The following is a 21,425-nucleotide window of genomic DNA, read 5'->3' on the forward strand; positions in this document are numbered from 1 at the left end:
GACAGCCTCAGTCTTACCAATTTGATCTCCCTGGAGGCCCCCCGTGAGTGAACTCTTGGATGCGCAGCGACCCGCGGCGTCACAAATTCATCAGGTCCGCGTCGCCGAATCGGTGGCCAGCGAACTGCGTGCACGCATCCTCCGGGGCGAGTTCTCCAGCGGAATGCTGCCCAAGCAGGAGGATCTCCGCGACGAGTACGGCATTAGCCACCCCTCCCTGCGGGAGGCGCTGCGCATCCTTGAAACCGAGGGGCTGGTTACGGTACGCCGTGGCAATGTCGGCGGAGCGTCAGTCCATCGACCGGGCGAGGGCAGATTCGGCTACTCGCTGGGGATTGCCCTGCAGTCAGCCGGCACCCGGATCGACGAGTTGGCAGCCTCGCTTGCCCGGCTGGAACCGTTGTGCGCGCGGCTGTGCGCCGAGAACCCCAACCGCAGCACCGAGGTTGTCCCGAACCTGCGCGAGATCCTGGAGCAGGCACCCCACAACGACGAGGGCGTCTCCTTCACCCGGTCCTCCCGCGACTTCCACGCCGCAGTCGTGGATCTCTGCGGAGACTCCCCTATCCAGCTCATCGTCGGCGGCCTGGTGCGCCTGTGGACGGCGCAGGAAGAAGCTTGGGCAGAGACCTTAAGTTCGGAGGGTGAATATCCCGACCACAAGGCTCGCGCCCATGCCACCAAGGCCCATGTGCGGCTGGTCGAACTGATTGACGGCGGCAAAGCGGATGAGGCCGAGGCTTACTCGCGCAAGCACATCGTCGCGACGCAGCAGTTGGTGCTTGCCAAGGTCGATGGCCGCATCGTGGATGCGTCCTCCACCCGGGCACGGCGGCACCTGCTCCGCACGTAGTTCAGCATCCACGGCGGCGACCACCTTGGTGGCCGGTCGTTCCAGCAGGACGTGGATCCGAGGCTAAACGCGGTGGCGCGTGCAGTGTGCTCGGGCGCTCGGTCTCGGCAGCGAGTGGGGCCCAATACGGCAGCGCCTGATCACATCATTGGACGATGTGGTTCAAGGTAATTGTTTGGTGCAGATGCGCGTTTTGTTCGGTAAGTACGGGGTCGCGTTTCGGCGGGTCGGCATGCCGACCTAGAATGCGACAGCGAACATGTTACATAGACGGTCTAAGAGCTGTACCCCCCCCCCAGGCCAACTCAATGCCAAGGGAATGGCATGATGGTCTGCCACTGTCAACCGCTGGCCCGAAAGATGTCCGCGACAGCGTTGACGATGTTCATGTTGCCGAGTCGAGTTCGGCGAAGGGCCGGACAGACAACAAACCCTGTTCTTCTTGCCGTCGACAAACCTGGCGCGCGACTTCCGTTGCTGCTTCGGCATCCGGATTCCCGTGGTTCGGATTCCAGACACCCTTTACTGGTTCTTGAAGGACAAAAAAACTCAGAGCAATCCTTGGCGCGATCCGGAGGCGGCAAGCGCTGTTCCCGTCTCGTCATCGTGTCCGGGTGAGCTACCCGAACCTGAGCGGCGGGACCCTGAGTCCCCTCCGCGGCCAAAGCCTGCCAGTTTCACCCGTAGACGGGTGCCTGCTTTTTCAATGAGACCCGCTAGGCCTTCCGGTGCGAGTAGCATCATGAGCACCACGGCTAACCCGATATAGAGCGGCGGTTCCTGAAGCGGCCCGGAAATCCACTGTGGCAGGCCTTCGTCAAGGGCGGCGGTGCTCATGTTGCCGAGACGGATGTTGGCAACGCCGTAAAGGAACCCGCCGAGAGCTGCTCCCCATAAGCGTCCGGTGCCTCCGAACACCACCATGACCATGATGAGCAGCGCAAAGTCAGTCCCGGCAATGCCCGGATAGGCTATCTTCGAAACCAGCAGATAGGCAAAGCCGCACAACACGGCCAGCGTCGACGAGAGCACGAAGGACATCAGCCTGAAACGGTAGGTGTGCAGGCCTAGGAGTTCGACCCGCAGGGGATTCTCCTTCAGCCCCTGTAGGACGTGCCCGGCACGCGAACCGACGCTCTGGCGCAGGAGCAGGTAAATGGCCACCGCCAGTATCAGAGCGATCCAGTACACCGCACCAATGCCGGCCACACCCCGTACTGCCTGGGGGAGGAGGGAGCCAGCCACCGTAATGCCTTCGTCGCCGCCGAACATCTTGGTCGGGTTTCGCTCGACGAAAATCAGGAAGGCCTCGGCGAACGCCATGGTGACCATCGCGAAGGCGATTCCCGAGGTCCGCAGCGCCACCGACCCGATGATGAGCGAAAGCAGGAGGCAAACGGCCAGGGCCAGGAGCAGGGCGGTCCCGAAGGGAATGTTTGCCCCAACCATCAGCACCGCAGGCAGGTAAAGCCCCAGGGCGAACCACAAGGTGTGGCCGAACGACAATAGCCCCGTGTAGCCGAAAAGCAGGTCAAATGTCATGGCGAGGGCCGCGAAGATCAAACCCACGGCGATGATCTGCATGGTCCCCAGGGAACCCAGCGGTCCGTCGAAGACCAGAGGGACCGAGACGTTGGACAGGAACGGCACGGCGGCGAAGAGGGCCACGACGATGGCCAGGGGAACTGTCCTTGCTGCTGTGCGCTTCATGCTGCAACCTTTCCGAGTAGGCCCCGCGGCCTCACCAGAAGCATCACCGCGAGCAGGAGTACAGTGACGAGATCGCCGGCGCCGGGTGGCCCGTAGTAGTTGACGAACTGCTGAAGGACGGCGACGACGAGCGCCGCCAGCGCCGTGCCTTCGAGGGATCCCAGTCCGCCGACGATGATCACGATGAACGCGAAAATTAGCTGCTGCGTTCCTAGTTCCGGCGTGACGCTTCCGAAAAACACTCCGGCCAGTACCCCGCCGAGACCGGCCAGGCCCGATCCGATGGCGAATAGCAGGGTGAAGGACTTGGACACATTAATGCCGAGGGCCATCACCATGGACCGGTTGTTCACTCCGGCGCGGATGATCAGGCCATGCTTGGAACGCCGTAGGAAGATGAGCGTGGCGAGGAACAGGATCAGGGCAATCCCGACGATCACCAGCCTGCTGTTGACCACGCGGCTTCCCGCGATGACGGTGACCTCGTCGAACCAGGCCGGCTGCTTCAAGGTGAGCGGATCATGCCCGAGCCACCCGCCCAGGAATGCGGTCATCGCGAACGCCAGGCCTAGGGTCAGCAGCATTTGGGCATAGGGGCGGCCGTAAAGTCGGGCCAGCAATCCCTTTTCGATCAGGATGCCCAGTGCTGCGCCGGCCAGGGTGGCCAGCACCAAGGCGACTGTAAAACGGAGCCAGTCAGGCTCGATGGGAAGGTAGGCCAGGGCTGCCCATCCCACGAATCCCCCGGCCGCGAAGATGGCGCCGTGAGCCAGGTTGAGCACCCGCATCAGTCCGTAGATTAGCGAGAGCCCGGACGCCAGCAGGAAATAGATGCCGGCCAGGCCCAAGCCGGAAATGAGCAGCGAAATGATGTCATTCATTGCCGCGGCCTCCAACCGCCTTGGGCCTGATATCGACGCCGAGCCAGCGCGTGGTCGCTTCCGTATCCCGGGCGAAATCCTCCATGGTGCCGGAATAGACAAGGCGCCCCTGGTCTAGGACGAGGGCGTGGTCCGCAAGGCGTGCGGCCACAGCGAGGTTCTGTTCGACCAACAGGATGGTGGTGGTGGCCTTGACCTGCTCGATGGCCTGTACTACCTCCGTCACGACGGCGGGGGCAAGGCCCTTGCTGGGCTCGTCGATCAGCAGGATCTTATTGTCGTTGAGCAGCGCCCGTCCGATGGCGATCATCTGCTGCTGGCCGCCCGACAGTGTGCCGGCGCGTTGCTGGGCACGGTCTTGCAGGATGGGGAAGAGCTTGTGCACCTGCTGCAGCCGCGCCGGGGATTCGGGTCCGCGCATCGCCAGCCGCAGGTTCTCGGCAACCGTTAAATCGGCGAAAACCTCCCTGTCCTCCGGAACGTAGCCGATGCCTTGCCGCACCCGTTCATCAACTTTGAGCGGCTGGAGGTCGGTGCCTGCCATCGACATTCTGCCCGTGGCTGCCAGCAGCCCGACGACGGCAAGCAAGGTTGTCGTCTTGCCTGCGCCGTTGCGACCCAGCAGCGCGGTGACTGCGTTCGGCGGCACTTCGAAGGAGACGTCCCGCAGGACGTGGGCTTCGCCTCTGTAGACATCGACGTATTGCAGCGAGAGCGCGCTGTTGGAGGCGGTCCAGGACCGTACTGGTGGCGCCTGCGTCCTTGTCATTTCACAATCCTTCTCCCAGGTAGGCCTTTTGCACCGTTGGATCGGACAAAACCACGTCCGGTGTATCGACCATCAGGAGACCGCCGTTGTGCATCACGGCTATGCGGTCCGAGATGCTGGCCACCAGCTCGATGTGGTGTTCAACCATCACTACCGTGTTGCCTTCCTGGTGGATGCCCCGTGCGATGTCGATGAGCACGTCCACTTCCTCGGCTGCGGCACCCGACGTCGGTTCGTCCAGCAGCAGCAGCTTCGGCCGCTGAACGGCCAGGATGGCCATTTCCAGCTTGCGCTTGTCGGCGTGGGTGAGCTCGCCTGCCTGTTTGTGGGCGACGCCCTGCAGCGCGGAGCGCTCAAGGCTGTCCCGCGCCAGTTCCGTGGCCTGGTCGTTCCGGCGCGGACGCCTGAACAGGGACCCGCTGCCGCCCAAGCGTGCCTGCGCGGCTAGCCGTACGTTCTCCAGGACCGTCCGTTCCAGGAACACGCTGGACGTCTGGAAGGTCCTGGCTATTCCAGCCTTGGCACGGTCGGCGGGTCCGCGGGGGGTGATGTCGGTCCGATCAAACCGGATGGCCCCTGCCGTCGGGCGGGCGACGCCGGATACCAGGTTGATCATGCTGGTCTTCCCGGCGCCGTTCGGCCCGATGACGGAGAGGAACTCCCCCTCCTTAACCCGGAGGGAGACATTGCGGATGATGTCGATCCCGCCGACACTCCACGAGAGGTCCTCGGTTTCCAGGATCCCCTCGGTCATTGAGACGCCCATTGCCTGTCCTTCGCTGGTTGTGTCCTCAGTGGGGCCCGTCTGCTGCTACGGCAGCGGAGGGGCGATGGCCTCGCCGTCGATCAGGCGGTCGACCACGGCCTTGCCGTCCGCGAAATGGAGGAACACCATTGGGGCGATGAGCGCGTGGTCCTCGGCCCGGATGCTCGTTGGCCCGCGGGGACTGTCAAAGGAGTAGCCTTCCAGCGCCGCGATCATATCCGCGGTGCTGCCGCCGCCGGTTTCGGTGACGGCGTGGGCGATCATCTGCGCGGCCAGGAATCCGTCGGCGTGGATGTAGTCCACCTCGTGCCCCAGGGCGGCGACTTCCTTGTCCAGGAACCGCGCGGCGTCGTTGTCCACTTCGTTTTCCACGTAGGAGGTGAACAGGGACAGGTTGGGGGACTCGATCTCGGCATAGGTGGGCCAGGTCGGACGCATGCCGATGTTGGACATCACCTGTGCACTGGAGAAGATATCCTGCTGCTCGAGCGCCCGCCACATGGCCGTTACATCGCCGGACCAGAACGGGATAACGATGTCGAAGTTGCCGGATTTAATGCGCTGAACGTAGGGGGCGACATCATCTGTGGGGAAAGGTGCCAGTACCTCCGTGACGGACGCAGCCCGGTCCCCGATGATTTCCTTGGTGGTTTCGATCAGGCTCTTGCCGTATTCGATGTCGTGGGCGAGGATGCCGATCTTGGCGCCATCCACCTTATCGCCCAGGCCCTCGACGAGGGTGGCTACGTCCTGATACGCCTGGCGGGAACCGCGGAAAGTGTTTTTGTTCGCCCCGGTGATTTGATTCGAGTTCGCGCTGCCGGTGATGTAGAGGATGTCGTTCTCCTCGGCAAAACCTGCCAGGTTCAGCGCAATACCCGAACTCTGCGTGCCGGCGATGATGTTCACTCCCCGGCCAACGAGGTTGGTGGCCTCGGTCATAGCCGTGTTGGGATCGGTACCGTCGTCGACTTCCTGGACGGTGATTTCGGTGCCGTTGACCTCTCCGGTGCCCCCGGTCGCGTAGTCGAGTCCGATCTTGAAGCCCTCAAGCCAGTTCTTACCGGATGGAGAGTTCGCGCCGGAAAGCGATGTCAGCGCCCCGACAACAATCTCGCCGTCCGCTCCGCCTGCCGTGGCCCCGCCGGAAGCGCCGCAGCCTGCCACGGCCAACGCCGTAGCCGCCACCATTGCAATCCGGATTTTCGATCCTGTTTTCATTTTCTGCCGCCCCAACGATTCTGGTGAGTAGTTGTAAATTACATAAAAGATTATAAGGTTAAACGGAAACTGGAAGCTCCAAGAAACCTGTGTACGAACTGCCTTTGCCGAGCCTCCGGTCAGCGGTGCCGGCCCCCGCCATCGACCACCAAGGTGTGCCCGGTGATAAATGAGGCGGCATCGGAAATGAGGAACAGCATCGCGTCCGCGACGTCGGCAGGGGTGCCCGGCCGTCGGAGCGGAATAGTTTGCATGGTGGCCTCGAAGGTTGACGGGCTCTCATGGATCCAGGCCGTCATCTGGGTCTCTATGATTCCGGGGGCGACGGCATTGACCCTGATACCTGCGGGTCCCAGCTCGACGGCCAGAAAACGCGTCAGATGCTCGACGGCCGCTTTGGATACGCCGTAGGACGCCCGTTCCGGGCGCACCGTAAAAGCGGCGATCGAAGCCATATTGACCAGCGAACCGCCGCGGCCGTTCATGGCGGCCGCAGCGGCCTGGGCCCCGAAGAGGACGCCGTTGACGTTGATCTCGAAAGTTGTATTGAACTGCTCCGGGGTGATACTGCGAACGCCGGCCTCCGGGAAGATGCCGGCGTTGTTGATCCAGTGGTCCAGGCGACCGAACCGACTGCAGGCCAAGTCCGCCAGGGCATCGTGGTCGTCCCGTAACGCGACGTCGATGCGTGCGGGCACGACACTCGCCGTTGAGCCCTCTTCGACGTTGATCCGGCGCGCAGTCTCGGTCACCAGCCTCAGATCGATATCGCCGGCGACTACATTGACGCCGTTGCGCAGCAGTGCCCTCGTGTGTGCCTCGCCTAGTCCCCTGCCAGCTCCGGTGACGACGGCGGTACCACCCACCAGCTCCGGATACCTTATTCCGTTGACTCTCATGCCGCTCCTCACGGATTGAGGCCCGGCCCGTGCCTGGACAGGCGACGGGCCGAGGAGTCCCCTGTTTAGACTGCGATCATCCGCTACCCGACAGCGATGGGATTTACGGGACTACCTGTCGCCCCAACAATCTGTAGCGGGGCCGCCGCAAAGAGGAACTTGTAGCAGTTGTCCGCTGAGAGTTCGGCGAGCCTCACGTGTTCGATCAAGTGGATGCCGCGCTTGACCAGCAACTCAATGTGTCCTCCAAGGAATTCCCCCTCGCTCCATGGCTGGACCTCCACCGATGTGTTGTCGGCGCCGACTATGGCAACGTCCTGCTCTCCAAGGAATTTTGCGGCCTCCAGGGAAAGCCCTGGCTGGTCCAGCCGCATCTCGCCCGTCTCCATGAACAGCTCAAGCCATCCGGTGCGGATCAGTACCGCGTCGCCAGGCCGGAGCTCGACGCTTTGCTGCCGAAGGGCCAGCTTAAGGTCGTCGGACGAGACCGCGTAGCCAAAGTCCAGATGCGGAACACCCTTGGCGGCTGCGACATCGATCAACACGCCCCTGGTAACGATAGGTCCCGCCTTTTCGATTCCGCTGTATGCCGCTCCCGCATAGGAAGCCATGCCGTCGTGTGGATGTCCGTTATAGGTGGCACCGTCAGCGTAGACATGGCAGAGGGCATCCATGTGGGTCGCCGTGTGCGTGCCCATGACGACTATGTCCTCATTGGCACCTACTCCGACCCGTCCGCCGAACCCGTTCACGAACATGGCTTCGTCAGTGTGGTTCGTCAACGTCAGGCGCTGCGGTGCGCCGCGGTAATTTAAATGGGGCCCAGTACGCTCGATCGGCATTGAAAGCGAATACAACTTTCCCGTCCGCGGAGTCTGCAGGGCAGAAAGGACAAGTTCAGGCGTCAGAAGGTTGAGCGCGCCACGCTCATCCTGCTTCCCCCAACGGCCCCAGTTACCTTCACGAATCATCGGGTGGGTCTGTGTGTCGGTCATGATGGCTCCCTCTTTTTTCGTTGGTTCGTCGGTCAAGCTAAGCCAGGCGCTGGCGCAGAAATTCGCCGATGTTGCGGATAGATGCATCAGCCTCCGCTTGGGTAGAGCGGTCGGTACGCTCTGATGTCAGCGGGGCATGACGAACCCGCCATTGGGCCGCAGGGTCTGTCCGGTGGTGAACCTGCCCATGTCGGTTGCCAGATACAAAGCGGCCCAAGCGACATCCATCGGTTCTCCCACCATTCCCAGCGGCGAGAAACTTCTGTAAGTGTCAAGAGTCTCGCCCCAGCGGACCTCATCCAGTCCGCCACTACCATCGACATAGTTACGTCTGATCATGGGGGTATCGACATAGCCTGCTGCGATGGCGTTGACCCGGATGTTGTCGGCTCCGACTTCGAGCGCCAAGCAGCGGGTCAGTTCGGTTACGGCTGCCTTCGAGGCAACATAAGCAAACTGTTCAGGTCTCGGCCTGTCCAGGCCTCCGGTGGAGAGATTGACGATGGAACCCGACTTTGCCCGGCGCATGTGCCGAACTGCAGCCTGCGAGGTGTAAATTGAGCCCATATAGTTGACTTGCATGACCCTGTTGAGCTCGGAGTCTGATGCGGAGGACGGCGTCACGTCGATGAAGATTCCGGCCGCATTGCAGAGCACGTCCAATCGCCCCCAGCGCGCTGCCGCGGCATCGACGGCTTGGTCAACCGCATTCCGGTCTGCGACATCGAGCCGCACCGCTTCTGCATCACCGCCGGCCGCTTCAATCTCGCTCACTGTCGATTTAGCGCCGACCTCATCGAGGTCGGCACACGTCACATTGGCGCCGAAGGCGGCATAGGTGATAGCGATAGCGCGACCGATGCCACTGGCCGCGCCGGTGACAAAGGCCGCCTGGCCTGCCAAATCCGGAATCTTCACCAAATCTCCTTTGATAGCTTCTGTAATGGTCTGTCCGAACGCTAAACAGTGGTGAAAGTGCCGTAGCTTCCGCGGTGGAACACCAGCGGCAACCGGTTGTCGTCACGATAGTCAATTGCACAGACCCGCCCTAGAACAACCGTGTGGTCGCCGGCCGGGTATTCTTCGGAAATCTCGCACTGGATCCAGCACATTGCCTCTTCTAGCAGAGGTCCGCTGAAGGACTCACGCCAGGTCACCCCGGCAAACCGGTCGATCCCGGGACGTGAAAATTCGCGGGCGAGAGATTCGTGGCCGTCGGCTAGCAGATTGACCGTAAACTGCCCAGATTCTCTGATTCCCGGCCACGTGGTAGAAGTTTTCCCCGGAAAGAACCCAACCAGAGGCGGTTCCAGTGACACCGAAGTAAACGAATTGCAGGACATTCCGGCCGGGCGTCCGTTGCTCCAACCCGTCACCACGATTACCCCAGTGGGCAACTGCCCCAATGCATTTCGGAACGTCCGCGCGTCGATTTCCATGGCCCTCTCCTCAAACTCATTATTCTCCGTACCTCCAAGACCGGCACTAAGCGTCGGCATCCAGATCATCGAAAAGACGCTGTGGTCCCCATCGCCTTATGATGTCTATCATATACATGATTAATGGGACAAGAACATTTTGTAACTCTCACTGTGAGCGGGGGTGTCGCGACACCCAAATCCGAACCCGCCGGATTTTTTGCTCCGAAACTCCAGATGGCAGCCTGGGCGACGGCACGTTCAGTGGGACTCTTCCTTCTGCCTTGCGTCCAATGCATCCTCTTACGATTACCGATGCGCTTCGCATGCTATCCGGAAGCAAGCGGCGGCAAATGGTCTGGGAAGACAGGACACCAACGGCTGCGGCGCACGCTCTAGGCATATCCGAGCACGAGTCCGTCCGCTCGGGTGCCGAGTCGAAGTCGTCAAGACAGACGGATGGTTTCTAATGACGGAGGCTTGGGCATGGAAGCTGAGCTAGACGCTACGGGGCGGCAGGGCTTTTCGGCCGCCAGAGCCTCCCCCGAAGATAGCGGCGCGGAAATCAGACGCGCCAGGCATCGTATTTTGTGAGAGACGGCGGGCCCGCGAGAAGGGGCGCGAGCTCGGATTTGACGCCTTGGGAAGCCCTGTAGGACAGATAAGCGGCATTGTGCTCGGCCGATTCCCATGACTCAACCAGCAGCCAGCGCGTTTTGTCTGCTTGATCGACTAGGACTTCGACTCCCAGACATCCCTCAAACGAACGAGTAGGTTCGAGTGTGCGCCCTACGGCTTTCTCCACAGCGTCAAGGCTTTCAGCTTTGAACGTGAGGGCCGCGATAACAGTAATAGACATGTGCTTCCTTGCATTAGTTGGACCAGGGAAAGTTAGGCCGCCTCGGAAGTGAGCAAACTTTATTTGCTCACAATGCACCCGAGTCTGGACTGCCATCCACAGTGATGTGGACTCCCTACTTCAATCGGTGGATCCGACCCTGAAACGAGGGCAATTCAGGGCTACCCTTGCCTCGCCTCGACCGTTCCGCTAAGGTCTCCATCATTGTAACTTTAGTCACAATGGTAAACAAACTAAGAAGGACGCGAACATGGGCCGAGTAGCAGGAAAAGTTGCTTTTATCACGGGTGCGGCACGCGGACAGGGGCGTTCCCACGCCATCCGACTTGCCAAAGAAGGTGCGCATATCATCGCCGTAGACATTTGCTCGAAGGTGCCAGGGGTACCGTATCCCCATGCGACGTCGGAGGACCTCAAGGAGACGGTAGCGCTGGTCGAAGCCCTGGGGCAGCGGATTATCGCCGCTGAAGTCGACGTCCGCGACCTTGATACATTGCGGTGGACGGTAGACCAGGCCGTCGCGGAACTGGGGCACCTGGACATAATTGTGGCCAACGCCGGAGTATGTATCCCCGCAGCTTGGAACAAGGTAACGCCACAAGTGTTCAACGAGACGATCGAGATCAACGTCCACGGCGTGTGGAACACCATCATGGTCGGCGCACCTTATTTGGTGAAGGCTGGCGGCGGTTCAATCATCGTGATCAGCTCCGCCGCGGGGCTGAAGGTGCAGCCGTTCATGGTGCCGTACACCACCAGCAAGTTCGCGGTGCGGGGGATGGCCAAGGCCTTCGCTGCCGAGCTCGCTAAGCATCAGATTCGGGTCAACAGCGTCCACCCCACGGGGGTCAACACCCCTATGATGAGCGAGGGGCTGCTGGGGGAACTCAATCCTGCCATCGAGGATGATCCGCGGCTTGGCGGCATGTTCACCAACCTCTTGCCCGTTGAACACACGGAGCCCGAGGATGTCTCTGACACAGTCCTTTTTCTGGCCTCGGATGAGTCAAAGTACATGACTGCCCACGAGCTGGCCCCTGATGCCGGTGTCACTGAGTTCTAATCCCAGGTAGAGCCCCAGCCTCGGAGATATCACCAGGATCATCCGACCCGAACCGCGCATTTCAAATGGTTCATGCGCTTGGCCGGTGAAGCCGAACCTCAAGGAGCACTTCGCGAGGGCTCATCGACCGGGACCGCGTAAAGCCGCTGGTGCACTTGAACTTGGTGGAGTGGTTTGACTGCGTGCCGGCCTATGGAGGAAGAGTCTGAGCTGATCGGTGTCCTTGTCATCGGTGACGTGCGCACCGATGGCAGGCTCTGCTGCCAGCCTAAGCCAGGCTCGAGCAGGACGGCCTCTTCGCTACCGTTTCAAGCGAGTAGAGGCAATGGCGCTCGCCCGAATTTTCCAAACTACAGCTAAGGATGGACACATGAACGAGCACCACGATGTAGTGATCGTCGGAGCCGGCCACGCAGGTGTTAACTTGGCGGCGTATTTGACAAAAGGCGGATTTCAGGGGTCCGTCGCACTACTTAGCGGGGAGACGACTCTGCCCTACAAACGGCCCCCGCTATCCAAGGGATTTCTTCTCGATGTCGAATCGCTGGAATCCCTGCCACTGCGGACGGCTGAGTATTGGGCCAGTTCGCCGGTTGAACTCCTGCTGGGGAACGAGGTTTTAGAAGTGCGTCCGGACGAACGCACGGTGGTCACCTCCACTGGCCGAAAGTTTTCCTACGGTCGCCTGGTGTGGGCGGCCGGCGGCCGTGCGCGCACCCTGGCCATCCCCGGAGGCGAGCTTCCGGGCGTGCATCAGGTCCGTACGCTGGACCATGTTCTAGCGCTCAAGGAGGAGCTGCGGCAGGCTTCCCGAGTCGTGTTCGTCGGAGGGGGCTATATAGGGCTAGAAACAGCCGCGGCATGCCGTAGCCTCGGGATGGACGTGACGGTCATCGAGGCAGCCGACCGGGTGCTGGAGCGCGTGACATCCGCAGAGGTCTCCGAATATTTCCAGCGCGTGCACATTGAGGCCGGTGTGGACGTCCTGCTGCGCTCGACGGTGAAGGAGTTCACCGAAGGTGGCGGACGCGTGGCGTCGGTGGTCCTAGGTGACCGTGTGGTGCCCGCCGACCTTGTCATCGTGGGGGTCGGTCTTGTCCCCAACACGGAGGTTCTGGCAGCGGCCGGCGCGGTTTGCGGCAACGGTGTTGAGGTAGACGAGCAATGCAGGACCAGCTTGCCCGCCGTATCCGCGATTGGGGACTGCACCAGCCAGGTTAATCCTTATGCGCCTAATCGGCGGATTCGTCTCGAATCGGTGCAGAATGCAAATGAACAGGCGAAGGTCGTGGCCTCGGATCTGCTGGGTGCGCCTGCCGCGAATGATGAGGTCCCAAAGTTCTGGTCGGACCAGTACCATGTCAAGCTCAAGACGGCGGGGCTGATGTCAGGGTATGACCAAATGGTTATTCGCGGCGACCGCGAGGGCGGATCCTTCTCGGTCCTTTATCTGTCAGCGGGCCGGTTAGTCGCAATCGACTCGGTCAACAGTCCTGTGGACTTCGCTCAGGGAACCGCCCTGGTCAAGCAACGTGCGCAAGTCGCCGCTGAGGCTCTCGCCGACGACGCCCGACCGCTTCGGGAATGCGCCCTTCCACACCCTACGCCCCTCTTCACAACGGGAGCTGGCGGTAGCCGGACCTGATCTCGCTGAACGGGACGGCCCTTGGAGCGGAGCATGCATCGCACGGCGTAGTCCAATCGGGCGCATGCTTCATGCGGCTTGCCTGGCCCTAAAGCGCCGTCGGAGGGCCTGCGGGAGGCGTCTCAGTCGGCCTACTCCTTGCTGAAGGCAAACCCAGCGGGCACTCGCCACTCTCCCCCGCAGCCGCTCGAGACGTCCTCTTAGCCATCTTCTTCTCGAGGAACGCCCCATCAGGACCCATCTGAATCGCGCGCTTCCACCGTTCAACGCCACCATGACTCTTTCTCGCGAATCATTTATATGATATAAATCACAATTACTTCAACTCTCGACCTTGAATCTCAAGGAGAAAGCGACGGCGAGCTCTCTGCTTGCCCCGAGACGGCAATTTACATTCCCCAGAAAGCAGCAGGAAGGCAAAACCAATGACGGCAACGAAAGATCTCTCCCGACCGACCCATGTCCCCTCCGAACTCGTCATCGACTTTGACTGGTTCAACTTCGGTACGAGCTTCGACGACCTACAACTTGAATGGGAGCGGCTTCGCGAAAAGGCTCCCGGCGGAATCTTTTGGACGCCCCGAAATGGCGGACACTGGGTCCCTCTCGGGGGAGAGGACGTGGCTACAGTGCTATCCGACTACTCCAGGTTCTCGGCAATCGACATCTATATCCCGGCGAATGTCAATCGAACGGCCCAGCTGATCCCCCTTGAGATGGACCCTCCAGAGCAGCTGGACTTTCGTAAGATCATTATTCCGTTCCTTGCATCGAAGAATCTCCAACCGGTAGAGGACAGGGCGCGTGCGCTCACGATCTCGCTGATTGAGGGGTTCCTCGCGCGCGGTGAATGCGAGTTTGTCAGCGAATTTGCGGCCATTCTGCCGGTGGCCGTCTTCCTTGATCTCATGGGTTTGCCGCAAGATGATCGAGAAATGCTGAGGGGATACGGAGAAGAGATCACTCGCTCCAGCGACGCTGAGCAGCGTCTGAACGCGCAGAAAGCACTTGAAGGCTACCTGCTGGGCTGGATGGAGCAGCGCCGGCAAGACCCCGGTGACGATCTGCTGTCGGCGATCGTCACAGCGGATGTAAATGGTCGCGAAATCACCGAGACCGAAGCTCTTATGCTGGCCATGAATGTGCTCCTTGGGGGGCTCGACACCGTGGTCAATATGTTGGGGTTCTTTGCGCTCTTCCTTGCCCGCAATCCAGGGCATCGCAAGCAGCTCACCGAGAACCCCGCGCTTGTGAAGCCGGCAATCGAGGAATTGATGCGTCGCCACAGTATGGTCGCTAACGGGCGCAGAGTCGTTCAGGACACAGAGATGAGCGGCGCTCAGCTTCGTGCCGGCGATATGATCCTCGCCTCGACGGTGTTGTATGGCACCGATGCGTCGATCACCTCAGACCCGTTCACGGTGGACTTCGAACGCGAGTCGTCGAAACACATCGCGTTCGGCAAAGGAAATCATGTGTGCCCGGGACAGCATCTTGCTCGACGCGAGTTGAAGGTGTTTCTCGAAGAGTGGCTGAAGAGGATTCCCGACTTTTCGCTGCAGTCAACTGATCCGCTCCAGATCGCTGTAGGTCACGTTGCGGGACTCACGTCGCTCGAGCTGCGCTGGCCTTCCTGAAATCCATACCAGACGCCTGCCGGGTCAATGCGAGCCCGATCCCTTGGTGTTCCATTCGCTACAGCACTTAAGATCCGTAATCAAAAAAACAACTTAGAGGGGAATAAGCAATGCCGACAATTACTTTCGTTGATCCCCACGGCATCGAGCACGACGTCGAGGGTGACGTTGGACAAAGTCTCATGACCGTGGCGGTCAACCATGACATCCCGGGCGTCGAAGGCGAATGCGGAGGCGAAATGGCTTGTGGAACGTGCCATGTGTATGTCGCCGATACCGTTGGCAGCGCACCTCCACCCCGCACGACAGCCGAGGCTGAGATGCTCGGGGCGCTTGTGGACGAAGTCAAGCCGACCAGCAGGCTCGGTTGCCAGATGGAGGTCACCCCTGCCCTCCAGGGCCTGCGCGTCATCGTTGCTTGAGGCTGGACGCATCTCGCGATCTGCTTTGCCTTCCGCGCGTCAATCTTTCTAACGCAACGCTGGTAGGCCCAAAATCACAGTAAAAAGGAGGACCACAATGAACCCTGACATTTCGGGCGAGGATCAGCTCAGCGAGTTGGCCACTGAAGATCTCATCGAGGAGGTCTCGATCGACGGCATGTGTGGCGTCTACTGATGGACGCCCTGCTGGGAGAGCCGTGGATGCTCTCGCCGTCGGTAGCGCTGCGGCCCGAGCCTTTCGGGGCGCTGGCCTACCACTTCGGCAACCGGAAGCTGACGTTCCTCAAGCGACCTGAGTTGGTCGCCGTTGTCCGGGGCCTTGCTTCGGCCCGGGACGTCCGGAGCGCACTTGAGTCGGCCGGCGTCCCTGCCTCCCAGCACAATTCCTACGCGGCGGCGCTGCGCGGCCTTGCGGCAACCGACATGATCCGCCCCCGGAAGGGACCTGAAGCATGACGACTATTTTGGCTGACCACCCCACGCATCGACCGGAAAGGCCCCAAACCGGCACACTCGTGCAGCAATTCGAGTACGGCTTGGACGCCCCGATCTGCCTAACCTGGGAACTGACGTACGCCTGCAATCTCGAGTGCGCGCACTGTCTGTCCTCTTCCGGGCGACGGGACCCACGCGAACTCAGCACGGATCAGTGCAAGGCAGTCATCGACGAATTGCAGCGCATGCAGGTCTTTTACGTCAATATCGGCGGCGGTGAGCCGACGATCCGTCCGGATTTCTGGGAGCTTCTGGAGTACGCCGTCGACCACCAGGTGGGAGTGAAGTTCTCCACCAATGGGGTGCGGATCAATCCTGAGCGGGCACGGTTCCTCGCCGCCACCGACTATGTCGACGTCCAGATTTCCCTGGACGGAGCGACGGCAGAGGTCAATGACTACGTCCGCGGTCCCGGTTCCTACGACACCGCGCTGCGGGCCCTTCAAAACCTCAAGGACGCAGGTTTCAAGGACGCCAAGATCTCCGTGGTCTGCACCCGGCAGAACATCGGCCAGCTTGACGAGTTTAAGGCGCTGGCCGATAGGTACGGTGCCACGCTGAGACTCACGCGTCTTCGCCCGTCGGGGCGGGGGGCTGACGTCTGGGATGAACTGCATCCGTTGCCACAGCAGCAGCGTGAACTGTACGACTGGTTGATGGCCCACGGCGAAGACGTGCTTACCGGCGACTCGTTCTTCCACTTGGCTGCCTTCGGGGAGTCGCTCCCTGGCCTGAACCTGTGCGGGGCAGGACGTGTGGTCTGCCTGATTGACCCGATCGGGGATGTCTATGCCTGTCCATTCGCCATCCACGACAATTTCCTGGCCGGCAACCTGCTCGCCGACGGGGGCTTCCAGCAGGTCTGGCAAACCTCCCCATTGTTCCAAGACCTGCGCTCGCCCCAGACTGGCGGCGCGTGCACGAAATGTCAGTTCTTCGATGCCTGCCGCGGTGGCTGCATGGCCGCGAAGTTCTTCACCGGTCTGCCCCTGGATGGACCAGACCCGGAGTGTGTCCAAGGGTACGGCGAGCAGGCCCTAGCAGGCGACCGCCTCATTCCGCAGGCAAGTAAGGACCATTCAAAGGCCAATCCGACCCGCAACCAGCCCGTGATGCTGCAACTTCTGACCCGCCGCCCGGAAAGGCTGCCGGTTTCTCCATGTGCGGAGAGCCCCCTCGCTGGTTTCGATCCCGCCCTCTGACCCTTGGCCGTCCACGTCTTCCAGAAACGACGCCGGACTGCACCTACGACCCTGAAAGCATGCAAATGAAGATCGTGAATCCTTGGAAGCAGAACCCTTGGTTCGAGTCTGTCGAGGTCGCGCATCAGCGCGCCCGTAAGCGCCTCCCGCAGCCGGTCTACGGTGCCTTGGTTGCCGGGTCCGAGCGTGGCCAGAGCATCGCCGACAACGAGGCAGCGTTCACCGAACTCGGACTTGCACCCCACGTCGTCGGCCAACAGCCCGAGCGCAGCCAGGCAACGACCGTATTCGGCCAGCTCATCGGCATGCCGGTCATCATCAGTCCCACCGGCGTGCAGGCCGTTCACCCCGATGGTGAGGTCGCGGTCGCCCGGGCCGCGGCCGCACGGAACACGATCATGGGCCTGTCAAACTTCGCCTCTAAGTCAGTCGAGGACGTCACCGCCACTGGGGCCACCACCTTCTTCCAGATGTACTGGACCGGCAACCGGGACACGATGATCCAGCGTATGCAACGCGCGCATTCTGCCGGCGTCGCCGGCCTGATCGCCACACTCGACTGGTCCTTCTCGATGGGCCGCGACTGGGGCAGCCCGGAAATCCCGGAAAAAATGAACTTCAAGGCGATGGTCCGCTTGGCCCCCAAGGTCGCCACTAAGCCGCGGTGGCTTTGGCAATTCGGCCAGCAGTTCCGCGAAACCGGCAAACTTCCCGACCTCACCGCCCCCAACCTCGCCCCGCCAGGAGGCGATGCGCCGACCGCTGCGCCGGGTGGGGAAACACCGACGAAGCCGTCCTGGGGCCCCGCACCCACCTTCTTCGGCGCCTACTACGAGTGGATGACCACCCCGCCACCCAGCTGGGAAGACGTGGCGTGGATGCGGGAAACCTGGCAGCAGATCTCCGGGACCCCGTTCGTTCTCAAGGGCGTCTGCCGTGTCGACGACGCCCTGCGCGCAGTCGACGCCGGCGTCGCTGGCATCTCGGTATCGAACCACGGCGGTAACAACCTCGACGGCACCCCGGCCGCGATCCGCATGGTCCGCCCTATCGCTGAAGCGGTGGGAGACCAGATCGATGTAGTCATGGACGGCGGCGTCCGCCGCGGTTCCGACGTGGTCAAGGCCCTCGCCCTGGGGGCAAAGGCAGTCCTCATCGGCCGCGCCTACCTGTGGGGGCTTGCCGCCAACGGACAGGCTGGGGTCGAGAACGTTCTGGACGTCCTCTCCGGTGGTGTCGACTCTGCCCTGCGCGGACTGTCGCTGTCCTCTACCGCTGATCTGCGCCCCGAGCATCTGCTCATCGCGGACGGATTCGACCGGGCTCCGGGCGTCCCCGAGCCGGCTCAGACCAACCGCTGACCGGCCAATGACCGCGCTCTCATCAATCGCCTCACCCGATATCCCGCCGGCGGTGACCGCGCTGGTGCCTGTCGGTTCGACCGAGCAGCACGGGCCTCACCTGCCGCTCGACACCGACACCGTCATTGCGACTGCTGTCGCGTCCGCGGCCGCCCAGGCGCTGGGCGCGACGGGTGAGCAGATAGTGGTAGCGCCGGCTCTGGCCTACGGCTCCAGCGGCGAACACCAGGATTTCCCCGGTACTTGCTCTATCGGCACCGATGCCCTGCGGACGGTGCTGGTTGAGCTCACCCGGTCGGTGCGTACCTGGGCGCGGCGGGTCGTCTTCGTCAATGCGCACGGCGGCAACTCCACCGCACTGCGGGACGCTACCCGCCAGCTTGCCGACGAGGGCCATGACGTCGCCTGGGTCGCCTGCGCGACCGAGGATGTGGATCTTCATGCAGGACGCACCGAGACGTCCCTCATGCTGCACCTAAAACCGTTGGATGTCCGACTTGAGCGGGCCGAGGCCGGTAACACGGCGCCGCTCCGCGAGCTGCTCCCACTCATGATGGAGGGAGGCATCAAGGCTGTCTCACCTAACGGCGTTCTCGGCGATCCGGCCGGTGCGACCACGGATGAGGGCGCTGCGGTGCTGGCCACGATGGTGCGGAACGTGGTCAGAGCTATTGGTTCGCTAGAAGCTTCGCGATGAACTCCCGCGTCGTATTGGTTACGGGGGCAGCACGCGGCATCGGCGCAGCGACCGTCCGCCGGCTTGTCGCAGACGGCCACCGAGTGCTCGCGGTCGACGGTTGCGAGGGTGAGCGGGCAGGAGTCCCGTACTCCCTCGCTACCAAGGCTGATCTCGACGGCGTGGTGGCAGAAGCCCCGGCCGGAACCGTCGTCGGTCACGTCGCGGACGTCCGCAACCGGGCGGAACTCGCAGCAGCCGTCGACCTCGCCGTCGAACGGTGGGGACGGCTGGACGCCGCTGTCGCCGCGGCAGCCGTATTAGTCGGCGGTCAACCGCTGTGGGAAACACCCGACGATGAGCTTCAGCTGATGTGGGACGTGGACGTGCGGGGGGTATGGAACACCGCCGCCGTCACGGTGCCGGCTCTCCTCGAAGGCCCGGCCCCCCAGGGTGCCCGATTCGTCGCCATCGCCTCGGCCGCCGCCCACCAGGGCCTGTTCCGACTGGCGGCTTATAACGCCGCCAAACATGCCGTGGTCGGCCTCGTGAAGGGCCTCGCAGCTGACCTTGTCGGCACCGGCGTCACGGCCTGCGCGGTGTCACCGGGCTCGACGAGGACACCGATGCTGGCCGCCACCAGCACGGTCTATGACCTGCCGGACGTCGAGGCCTTCGCTGACCATCAGCTGCTGAAACGGCTGCTCGAGCCAAGCGATGTGGCCGCGACCATCGCTTTTTGCTGCAGCCGGGAGGCTGCGGCCCTCAACGGTTCGGTTGTCCACGCCGATGGCGGATTTTCAGGATGACCATCGCCACCGCCGCTATTGGCCGGCGAACGCTGCCAAAGGGTTTCGAGATCCGGCTCAGAGACGACCTGATCATCGCCGACAACGGAGGGCTCCTCGTCGGTGGGTCGCCTATCCGGTCCGTACGGCTCGGAGCACGAGCACGCGGCATGCTCGCCAACGGGCGGCTGGTCGTGGAAGACGCGGCCACGGAATCGCTCGCCCGCCGACTGCTTGACGGGAACCTGGCTGTCCCCGTACTCGATCGGATCGAAGTATCGGCCGCAGACCTCACGGTAATCGTCCCGGTACGGGACCGGGCCGAACAGCTGGACCGCTGCCTGACCGCGCTCGCGCCACTTCAGGTAGTCGTAGTAGATGACGCCTCGCTGGAGCCTGCAGCAGTCTCAAGGGTCGCCCGAGAACACGGCGCACGGCTCATCTCATTGCCCACGAACCTTGGTCCCGCCGGCGCCAGGAACGCCGGACTCGCCGGCGTCGCTACCCCCCTCGTAGCCTTTGTCGACTCCGACGTCGAGGCCGACGCCAGCAAACTGCTGAACCTGGCACGCCACTGCACAGACCCCCAGCTTGCTCTGGTCGGACCCCGCGTCACCGGCGTCGCCCGAACGGATCAGCCACGCTGGTTCCAACGGTACGACGTCGCAGCGTCGTCCCTTGACTTAGGAAAAGTTGGCAGTCAGGTCCGTGCCGGTTCCGAAGTCGGCTGGCTTCCCTCAGCTTGCCTGGTCGGCCGCACGCAACTTCTCGGCCGCGGCTTTCAGAGCTCGTGGCGGGTGGCCGAGGACGTTGACTTCGTCTGGCGGCTGATTGAGGCCGGCCATGTCGTCCGGTATGACCCAACAGTCGAAGTCCGCCACGACATCCGTCCAAGTATGCGGGCTTGGCTTGGCCGAAAGGTCCTCTACGGCACGGGAGGCGCGGCCCTCGCCGCACACCACGGTGACAAGGTAGCCCCAGCGGTCCTGTCCGTCCCCATGGCACTCGGTGCCGCGGCGGTCCTCCAGCGCCGATGGTGGTCGATACCGGTCGCCGCGACCGTCGTCGCTACGACCGCCTGGTCCCTGCGCACCAGCTTGCCCGCGGTCAACGGAACAGGCTTCATCGCCGCCCGGCTGGCAGCTCGCGGCCTCGGCTGGGCAGTGCGCCAAGAGGGCAACCTCCTGCTCCGCCACTGGTGGCCAATTGCTGCCGTAGCAGCACTATTCTGCCAACCGGTCCGACGTGCTCTGGTAACAGCCGTCGCCGTCGATCTGGTGCTGTTCCTCCGTAAACGTTCAGGTGTCGGCCCACTCACCGCGCTTATCTGCCGCCGCCTGGACGACCTGGCCTACGGAACTGGCCTATGGGGGGGAGCCTTACGCCGTCTCGATGCCCGATGCTTGACTATCCGATGGGTCGGAAACGTAGCGAGATCTTCGCCACCGCGTCGTGGTGCGGATGCATTACAGGCGATGGAGTGCGAGGCGTCCAGTAACGATGCTGTATAACCCCCTGAAGCAGCCGTCGACCGCCTTAGAGGTCGAGTCCTATCCACTCGAGGTGACACGAGTGGAGCCCTCCTCCGCATCTCCTGGTGGTAAGACCGCCTGTCTTGCAGGAAATGAAGATGCTCGGCACCGCGCATAAACGAATAACTCCCTGCCTTACACAACTGTCCCCGAATATCGCTATGGCCAGGATTACGCCTTCACGTGATACGCAGGGGTGCCAGTAAGGGATG

At 62.2% G+C, this 21,425-nt stretch carries 22 protein-coding genes; 12 read left to right on the forward strand and 10 right to left on the reverse strand.

Annotation, left to right across the window (positions count from 1 at the left end; genetic code table 11):
* The first annotated feature begins 43 nt into the window (after window positions 1-43).
* Window positions 44-853, forward strand: a complete 810-nt coding sequence (locus AC5RVD_RS03125; RefSeq protein ID WP_494125929.1) for a FadR/GntR family transcriptional regulator — start codon at window positions 44-46, stop codon at window positions 851-853.
* A gap of 549 nt (window positions 854-1,402) precedes the next feature.
* On the opposite strand, the gene AC5RVD_RS03130 is transcribed toward AC5RVD_RS03125, so the two are convergent.
* The 10 genes from AC5RVD_RS03130 to AC5RVD_RS03175 all read right to left on the reverse strand — a co-directional run bounded on the left by AC5RVD_RS03130 (window position 1,403) and on the right by AC5RVD_RS03175 (window position 10,371).
* Window positions 1,403-2,521, reverse strand: a complete 1,119-nt coding sequence (locus AC5RVD_RS03130; RefSeq protein ID WP_494125930.1) for a branched-chain amino acid ABC transporter permease — start codon at window positions 2,519-2,521, stop codon at window positions 1,403-1,405.
* Window positions 2,522-2,559: 38 nt separating this feature from the next.
* Window positions 2,560-3,444 carry a branched-chain amino acid ABC transporter permease gene (locus AC5RVD_RS03135; protein ID WP_494125931.1) on the reverse strand — a complete coding sequence of 295 codons (885 nt, stop codon included), beginning with the start codon at window positions 3,442-3,444 and terminating at the stop codon, window positions 2,560-2,562.
* Entirely contained in the window at window positions 3,437-4,213 is a 777-nt protein-coding gene (locus tag AC5RVD_RS03140) for an ABC transporter ATP-binding protein (protein WP_494125932.1), read from the reverse strand. The genes AC5RVD_RS03135 and AC5RVD_RS03140 overlap by 8 nt, the downstream gene beginning before the upstream one ends.
* Window position 4,214: 1 nt before the next feature.
* Entirely contained in the window at window positions 4,215-4,979 is a 765-nt protein-coding gene (locus AC5RVD_RS03145; protein WP_494125933.1) for an ABC transporter ATP-binding protein, read from the reverse strand.
* Window positions 4,980-5,024: 45 nt separating this feature from the next.
* Window positions 5,025-6,200 carry an ABC transporter substrate-binding protein gene (locus AC5RVD_RS03150; protein WP_494125934.1) on the reverse strand — a complete coding sequence of 392 codons (1,176 nt, stop codon included), beginning with the start codon at window positions 6,198-6,200 and terminating at the stop codon, window positions 5,025-5,027.
* A 119-nt stretch (window positions 6,201-6,319) separates the two neighbouring features.
* Window positions 6,320-7,099 carry an SDR family NAD(P)-dependent oxidoreductase gene (locus AC5RVD_RS03155; protein ID WP_494125935.1) on the reverse strand — a complete coding sequence of 260 codons (780 nt, stop codon included), beginning with the start codon at window positions 7,097-7,099 and terminating at the stop codon, window positions 6,320-6,322.
* Window positions 7,100-7,182: 83 nt separating this feature from the next.
* Entirely contained in the window at window positions 7,183-8,094 is a 912-nt protein-coding gene (locus AC5RVD_RS03160) for a cyclase family protein (RefSeq protein ID WP_494125936.1), read from the reverse strand.
* A gap of 126 nt (window positions 8,095-8,220) precedes the next feature.
* Window positions 8,221-9,012 (reverse strand): SDR family NAD(P)-dependent oxidoreductase, encoded by a 792-nt coding sequence (locus AC5RVD_RS03165; protein WP_494125937.1) that lies wholly within the window; start codon window positions 9,010-9,012, stop codon window positions 8,221-8,223.
* 41 nt (window positions 9,013-9,053) lie between these two features.
* Window positions 9,054-9,533, reverse strand: a complete 480-nt coding sequence (locus AC5RVD_RS03170; protein ID WP_494125938.1) for a flavin reductase family protein — start codon at window positions 9,531-9,533, stop codon at window positions 9,054-9,056.
* Between the two features lie 544 nt (window positions 9,534-10,077).
* On the reverse strand, window positions 10,078-10,371 hold the full coding sequence (locus AC5RVD_RS03175) for a putative quinol monooxygenase (RefSeq protein ID WP_494125939.1): 294 nt from the start codon (window positions 10,369-10,371) through the stop codon (window positions 10,078-10,080).
* Between the two features lie 250 nt (window positions 10,372-10,621).
* Here AC5RVD_RS03175 and AC5RVD_RS03180 point away from each other — a divergent pair, with 250 nt between their 5' ends.
* From AC5RVD_RS03180 to mftF, 11 genes are all read left to right on the forward strand, one after another.
* Window positions 10,622-11,434: a mycofactocin-coupled SDR family oxidoreductase gene (locus AC5RVD_RS03180; protein WP_494125940.1), complete on the forward strand. Its 813-nt coding sequence runs from the start codon at window positions 10,622-10,624 to the stop codon at window positions 11,432-11,434.
* A gap of 370 nt (window positions 11,435-11,804) precedes the next feature.
* The gene (locus AC5RVD_RS03185) at window positions 11,805-13,079 is read left to right on the forward strand and encodes an NAD(P)/FAD-dependent oxidoreductase (protein WP_494125941.1); all 1,275 of its coding nucleotides are present in this window, start codon (window positions 11,805-11,807) and stop codon (window positions 13,077-13,079) included.
* 425 nt (window positions 13,080-13,504) lie between these two features.
* The gene (locus tag AC5RVD_RS03190; protein ID WP_494125942.1) at window positions 13,505-14,716 is read left to right on the forward strand and encodes a cytochrome P450; all 1,212 of its coding nucleotides are present in this window, start codon (window positions 13,505-13,507) and stop codon (window positions 14,714-14,716) included.
* Window positions 14,717-14,826: 110 nt separating this feature from the next.
* Window positions 14,827-15,138, forward strand: coding sequence for a 2Fe-2S iron-sulfur cluster-binding protein (locus tag AC5RVD_RS03195; protein ID WP_494125943.1), 312 nt, complete (start codon window positions 14,827-14,829; stop codon window positions 15,136-15,138).
* A gap of 97 nt (window positions 15,139-15,235) precedes the next feature.
* Window positions 15,236-15,334, forward strand: a complete 99-nt coding sequence (mftA, locus tag AC5RVD_RS03200) for a mycofactocin precursor MftA (protein ID WP_494125944.1) — start codon at window positions 15,236-15,238, stop codon at window positions 15,332-15,334.
* A complete protein-coding gene (mftB, locus tag AC5RVD_RS03205) occupies window positions 15,334-15,615 on the forward strand; it encodes a mycofactocin biosynthesis chaperone MftB (RefSeq protein ID WP_494125945.1) in 282 nt (93 codons plus the stop codon). The genes mftA and mftB overlap by 1 nt, the downstream gene beginning before the upstream one ends.
* Window positions 15,612-16,856, forward strand: a complete 1,245-nt coding sequence (gene mftC, locus AC5RVD_RS03210; RefSeq protein WP_494125946.1) for a mycofactocin radical SAM maturase — start codon at window positions 15,612-15,614, stop codon at window positions 16,854-16,856. Before mftB ends, mftC begins: the two co-directional genes overlap by 4 nt.
* A gap of 59 nt (window positions 16,857-16,915) precedes the next feature.
* Window positions 16,916-18,217, forward strand: coding sequence for a pre-mycofactocin synthase MftD (gene mftD, locus AC5RVD_RS03215; protein WP_494125947.1), 1,302 nt, complete (start codon window positions 16,916-16,918; stop codon window positions 18,215-18,217).
* Between the two features lie 7 nt (window positions 18,218-18,224).
* A complete protein-coding gene (gene mftE, locus AC5RVD_RS03220; RefSeq protein WP_494125948.1) occupies window positions 18,225-18,914 on the forward strand; it encodes a mycofactocin biosynthesis peptidyl-dipeptidase MftE in 690 nt (229 codons plus the stop codon).
* Window positions 18,911-19,702, forward strand: a complete 792-nt coding sequence (locus AC5RVD_RS03225; protein WP_494125949.1) for a mycofactocin-coupled SDR family oxidoreductase — start codon at window positions 18,911-18,913, stop codon at window positions 19,700-19,702. The genes mftE and AC5RVD_RS03225 overlap by 4 nt, the downstream gene beginning before the upstream one ends.
* Window positions 19,699-21,192, forward strand: a complete 1,494-nt coding sequence (gene mftF / locus AC5RVD_RS03230; protein WP_494125950.1) for a mycofactocin biosynthesis glycosyltransferase MftF — start codon at window positions 19,699-19,701, stop codon at window positions 21,190-21,192. The genes AC5RVD_RS03225 and mftF overlap by 4 nt, the downstream gene beginning before the upstream one ends.
* The last annotated feature ends 233 nt before the right edge of the window (window positions 21,193-21,425 follow it).

It is taken from the genome of Arthrobacter sp. THG-b23 (genome assembly GCF_059091265.1).

Excerpts from the sequence above, each read along its gene's own strand:
- AC5RVD_RS03155 (WP_494125935.1), bottom strand. The coding sequence starts at position 7,099 with ATGAGAGTCAACGGAATAAGGTATCCGGAGCTGGTGGGTGGTACCGCC.
- AC5RVD_RS03170 (WP_494125938.1), bottom strand. The coding sequence starts at position 9,533 with ATGGAAATCGACGCGCGGACGTTCCGAAATGCATTGGGGCAGTTGCCC.
- AC5RVD_RS03140 (WP_494125932.1), bottom strand. The coding sequence starts at position 4,213 with ATGACAAGGACGCAGGCGCCACCAGTACGGTCCTGGACCGCCTCCAAC.
- mftF (WP_494125950.1), top strand. The coding sequence starts at position 19,699 with ATGACCATCGCCACCGCCGCTATTGGCCGGCGAACGCTGCCAAAGGGT.
- AC5RVD_RS03135 (WP_494125931.1), bottom strand. The coding sequence starts at position 3,444 with ATGAATGACATCATTTCGCTGCTCATTTCCGGCTTGGGCCTGGCCGGC.
- mftA (WP_494125944.1), top strand. The coding sequence starts at position 15,236 with ATGAACCCTGACATTTCGGGCGAGGATCAGCTCAGCGAGTTGGCCACT.
- AC5RVD_RS03160 (WP_494125936.1), bottom strand. The coding sequence starts at position 8,094 with ATGACCGACACACAGACCCACCCGATGATTCGTGAAGGTAACTGGGGC.
- mftD (WP_494125947.1), top strand. The coding sequence starts at position 16,916 with ATGCAAATGAAGATCGTGAATCCTTGGAAGCAGAACCCTTGGTTCGAG.
- AC5RVD_RS03145 (WP_494125933.1), bottom strand. The coding sequence starts at position 4,979 with ATGGGCGTCTCAATGACCGAGGGGATCCTGGAAACCGAGGACCTCTCG.
- mftB (WP_494125945.1), top strand. The coding sequence starts at position 15,334 with ATGGACGCCCTGCTGGGAGAGCCGTGGATGCTCTCGCCGTCGGTAGCG.
- AC5RVD_RS03225 (WP_494125949.1), top strand. The coding sequence starts at position 18,911 with ATGAACTCCCGCGTCGTATTGGTTACGGGGGCAGCACGCGGCATCGGC.
- AC5RVD_RS03185 (WP_494125941.1), top strand. The coding sequence starts at position 11,805 with ATGAACGAGCACCACGATGTAGTGATCGTCGGAGCCGGCCACGCAGGT.
- mftC (WP_494125946.1), top strand. The coding sequence starts at position 15,612 with ATGACGACTATTTTGGCTGACCACCCCACGCATCGACCGGAAAGGCCC.
- AC5RVD_RS03180 (WP_494125940.1), top strand. The coding sequence starts at position 10,622 with ATGGGCCGAGTAGCAGGAAAAGTTGCTTTTATCACGGGTGCGGCACGC.
- AC5RVD_RS03195 (WP_494125943.1), top strand. The coding sequence starts at position 14,827 with ATGCCGACAATTACTTTCGTTGATCCCCACGGCATCGAGCACGACGTC.
- AC5RVD_RS03190 (WP_494125942.1), top strand. The coding sequence starts at position 13,505 with ATGACGGCAACGAAAGATCTCTCCCGACCGACCCATGTCCCCTCCGAA.
- AC5RVD_RS03175 (WP_494125939.1), bottom strand. The coding sequence starts at position 10,371 with ATGTCTATTACTGTTATCGCGGCCCTCACGTTCAAAGCTGAAAGCCTT.
- AC5RVD_RS03150 (WP_494125934.1), bottom strand. The coding sequence starts at position 6,200 with ATGAAAACAGGATCGAAAATCCGGATTGCAATGGTGGCGGCTACGGCG.
- mftE (WP_494125948.1), top strand. The coding sequence starts at position 18,225 with ATGACCGCGCTCTCATCAATCGCCTCACCCGATATCCCGCCGGCGGTG.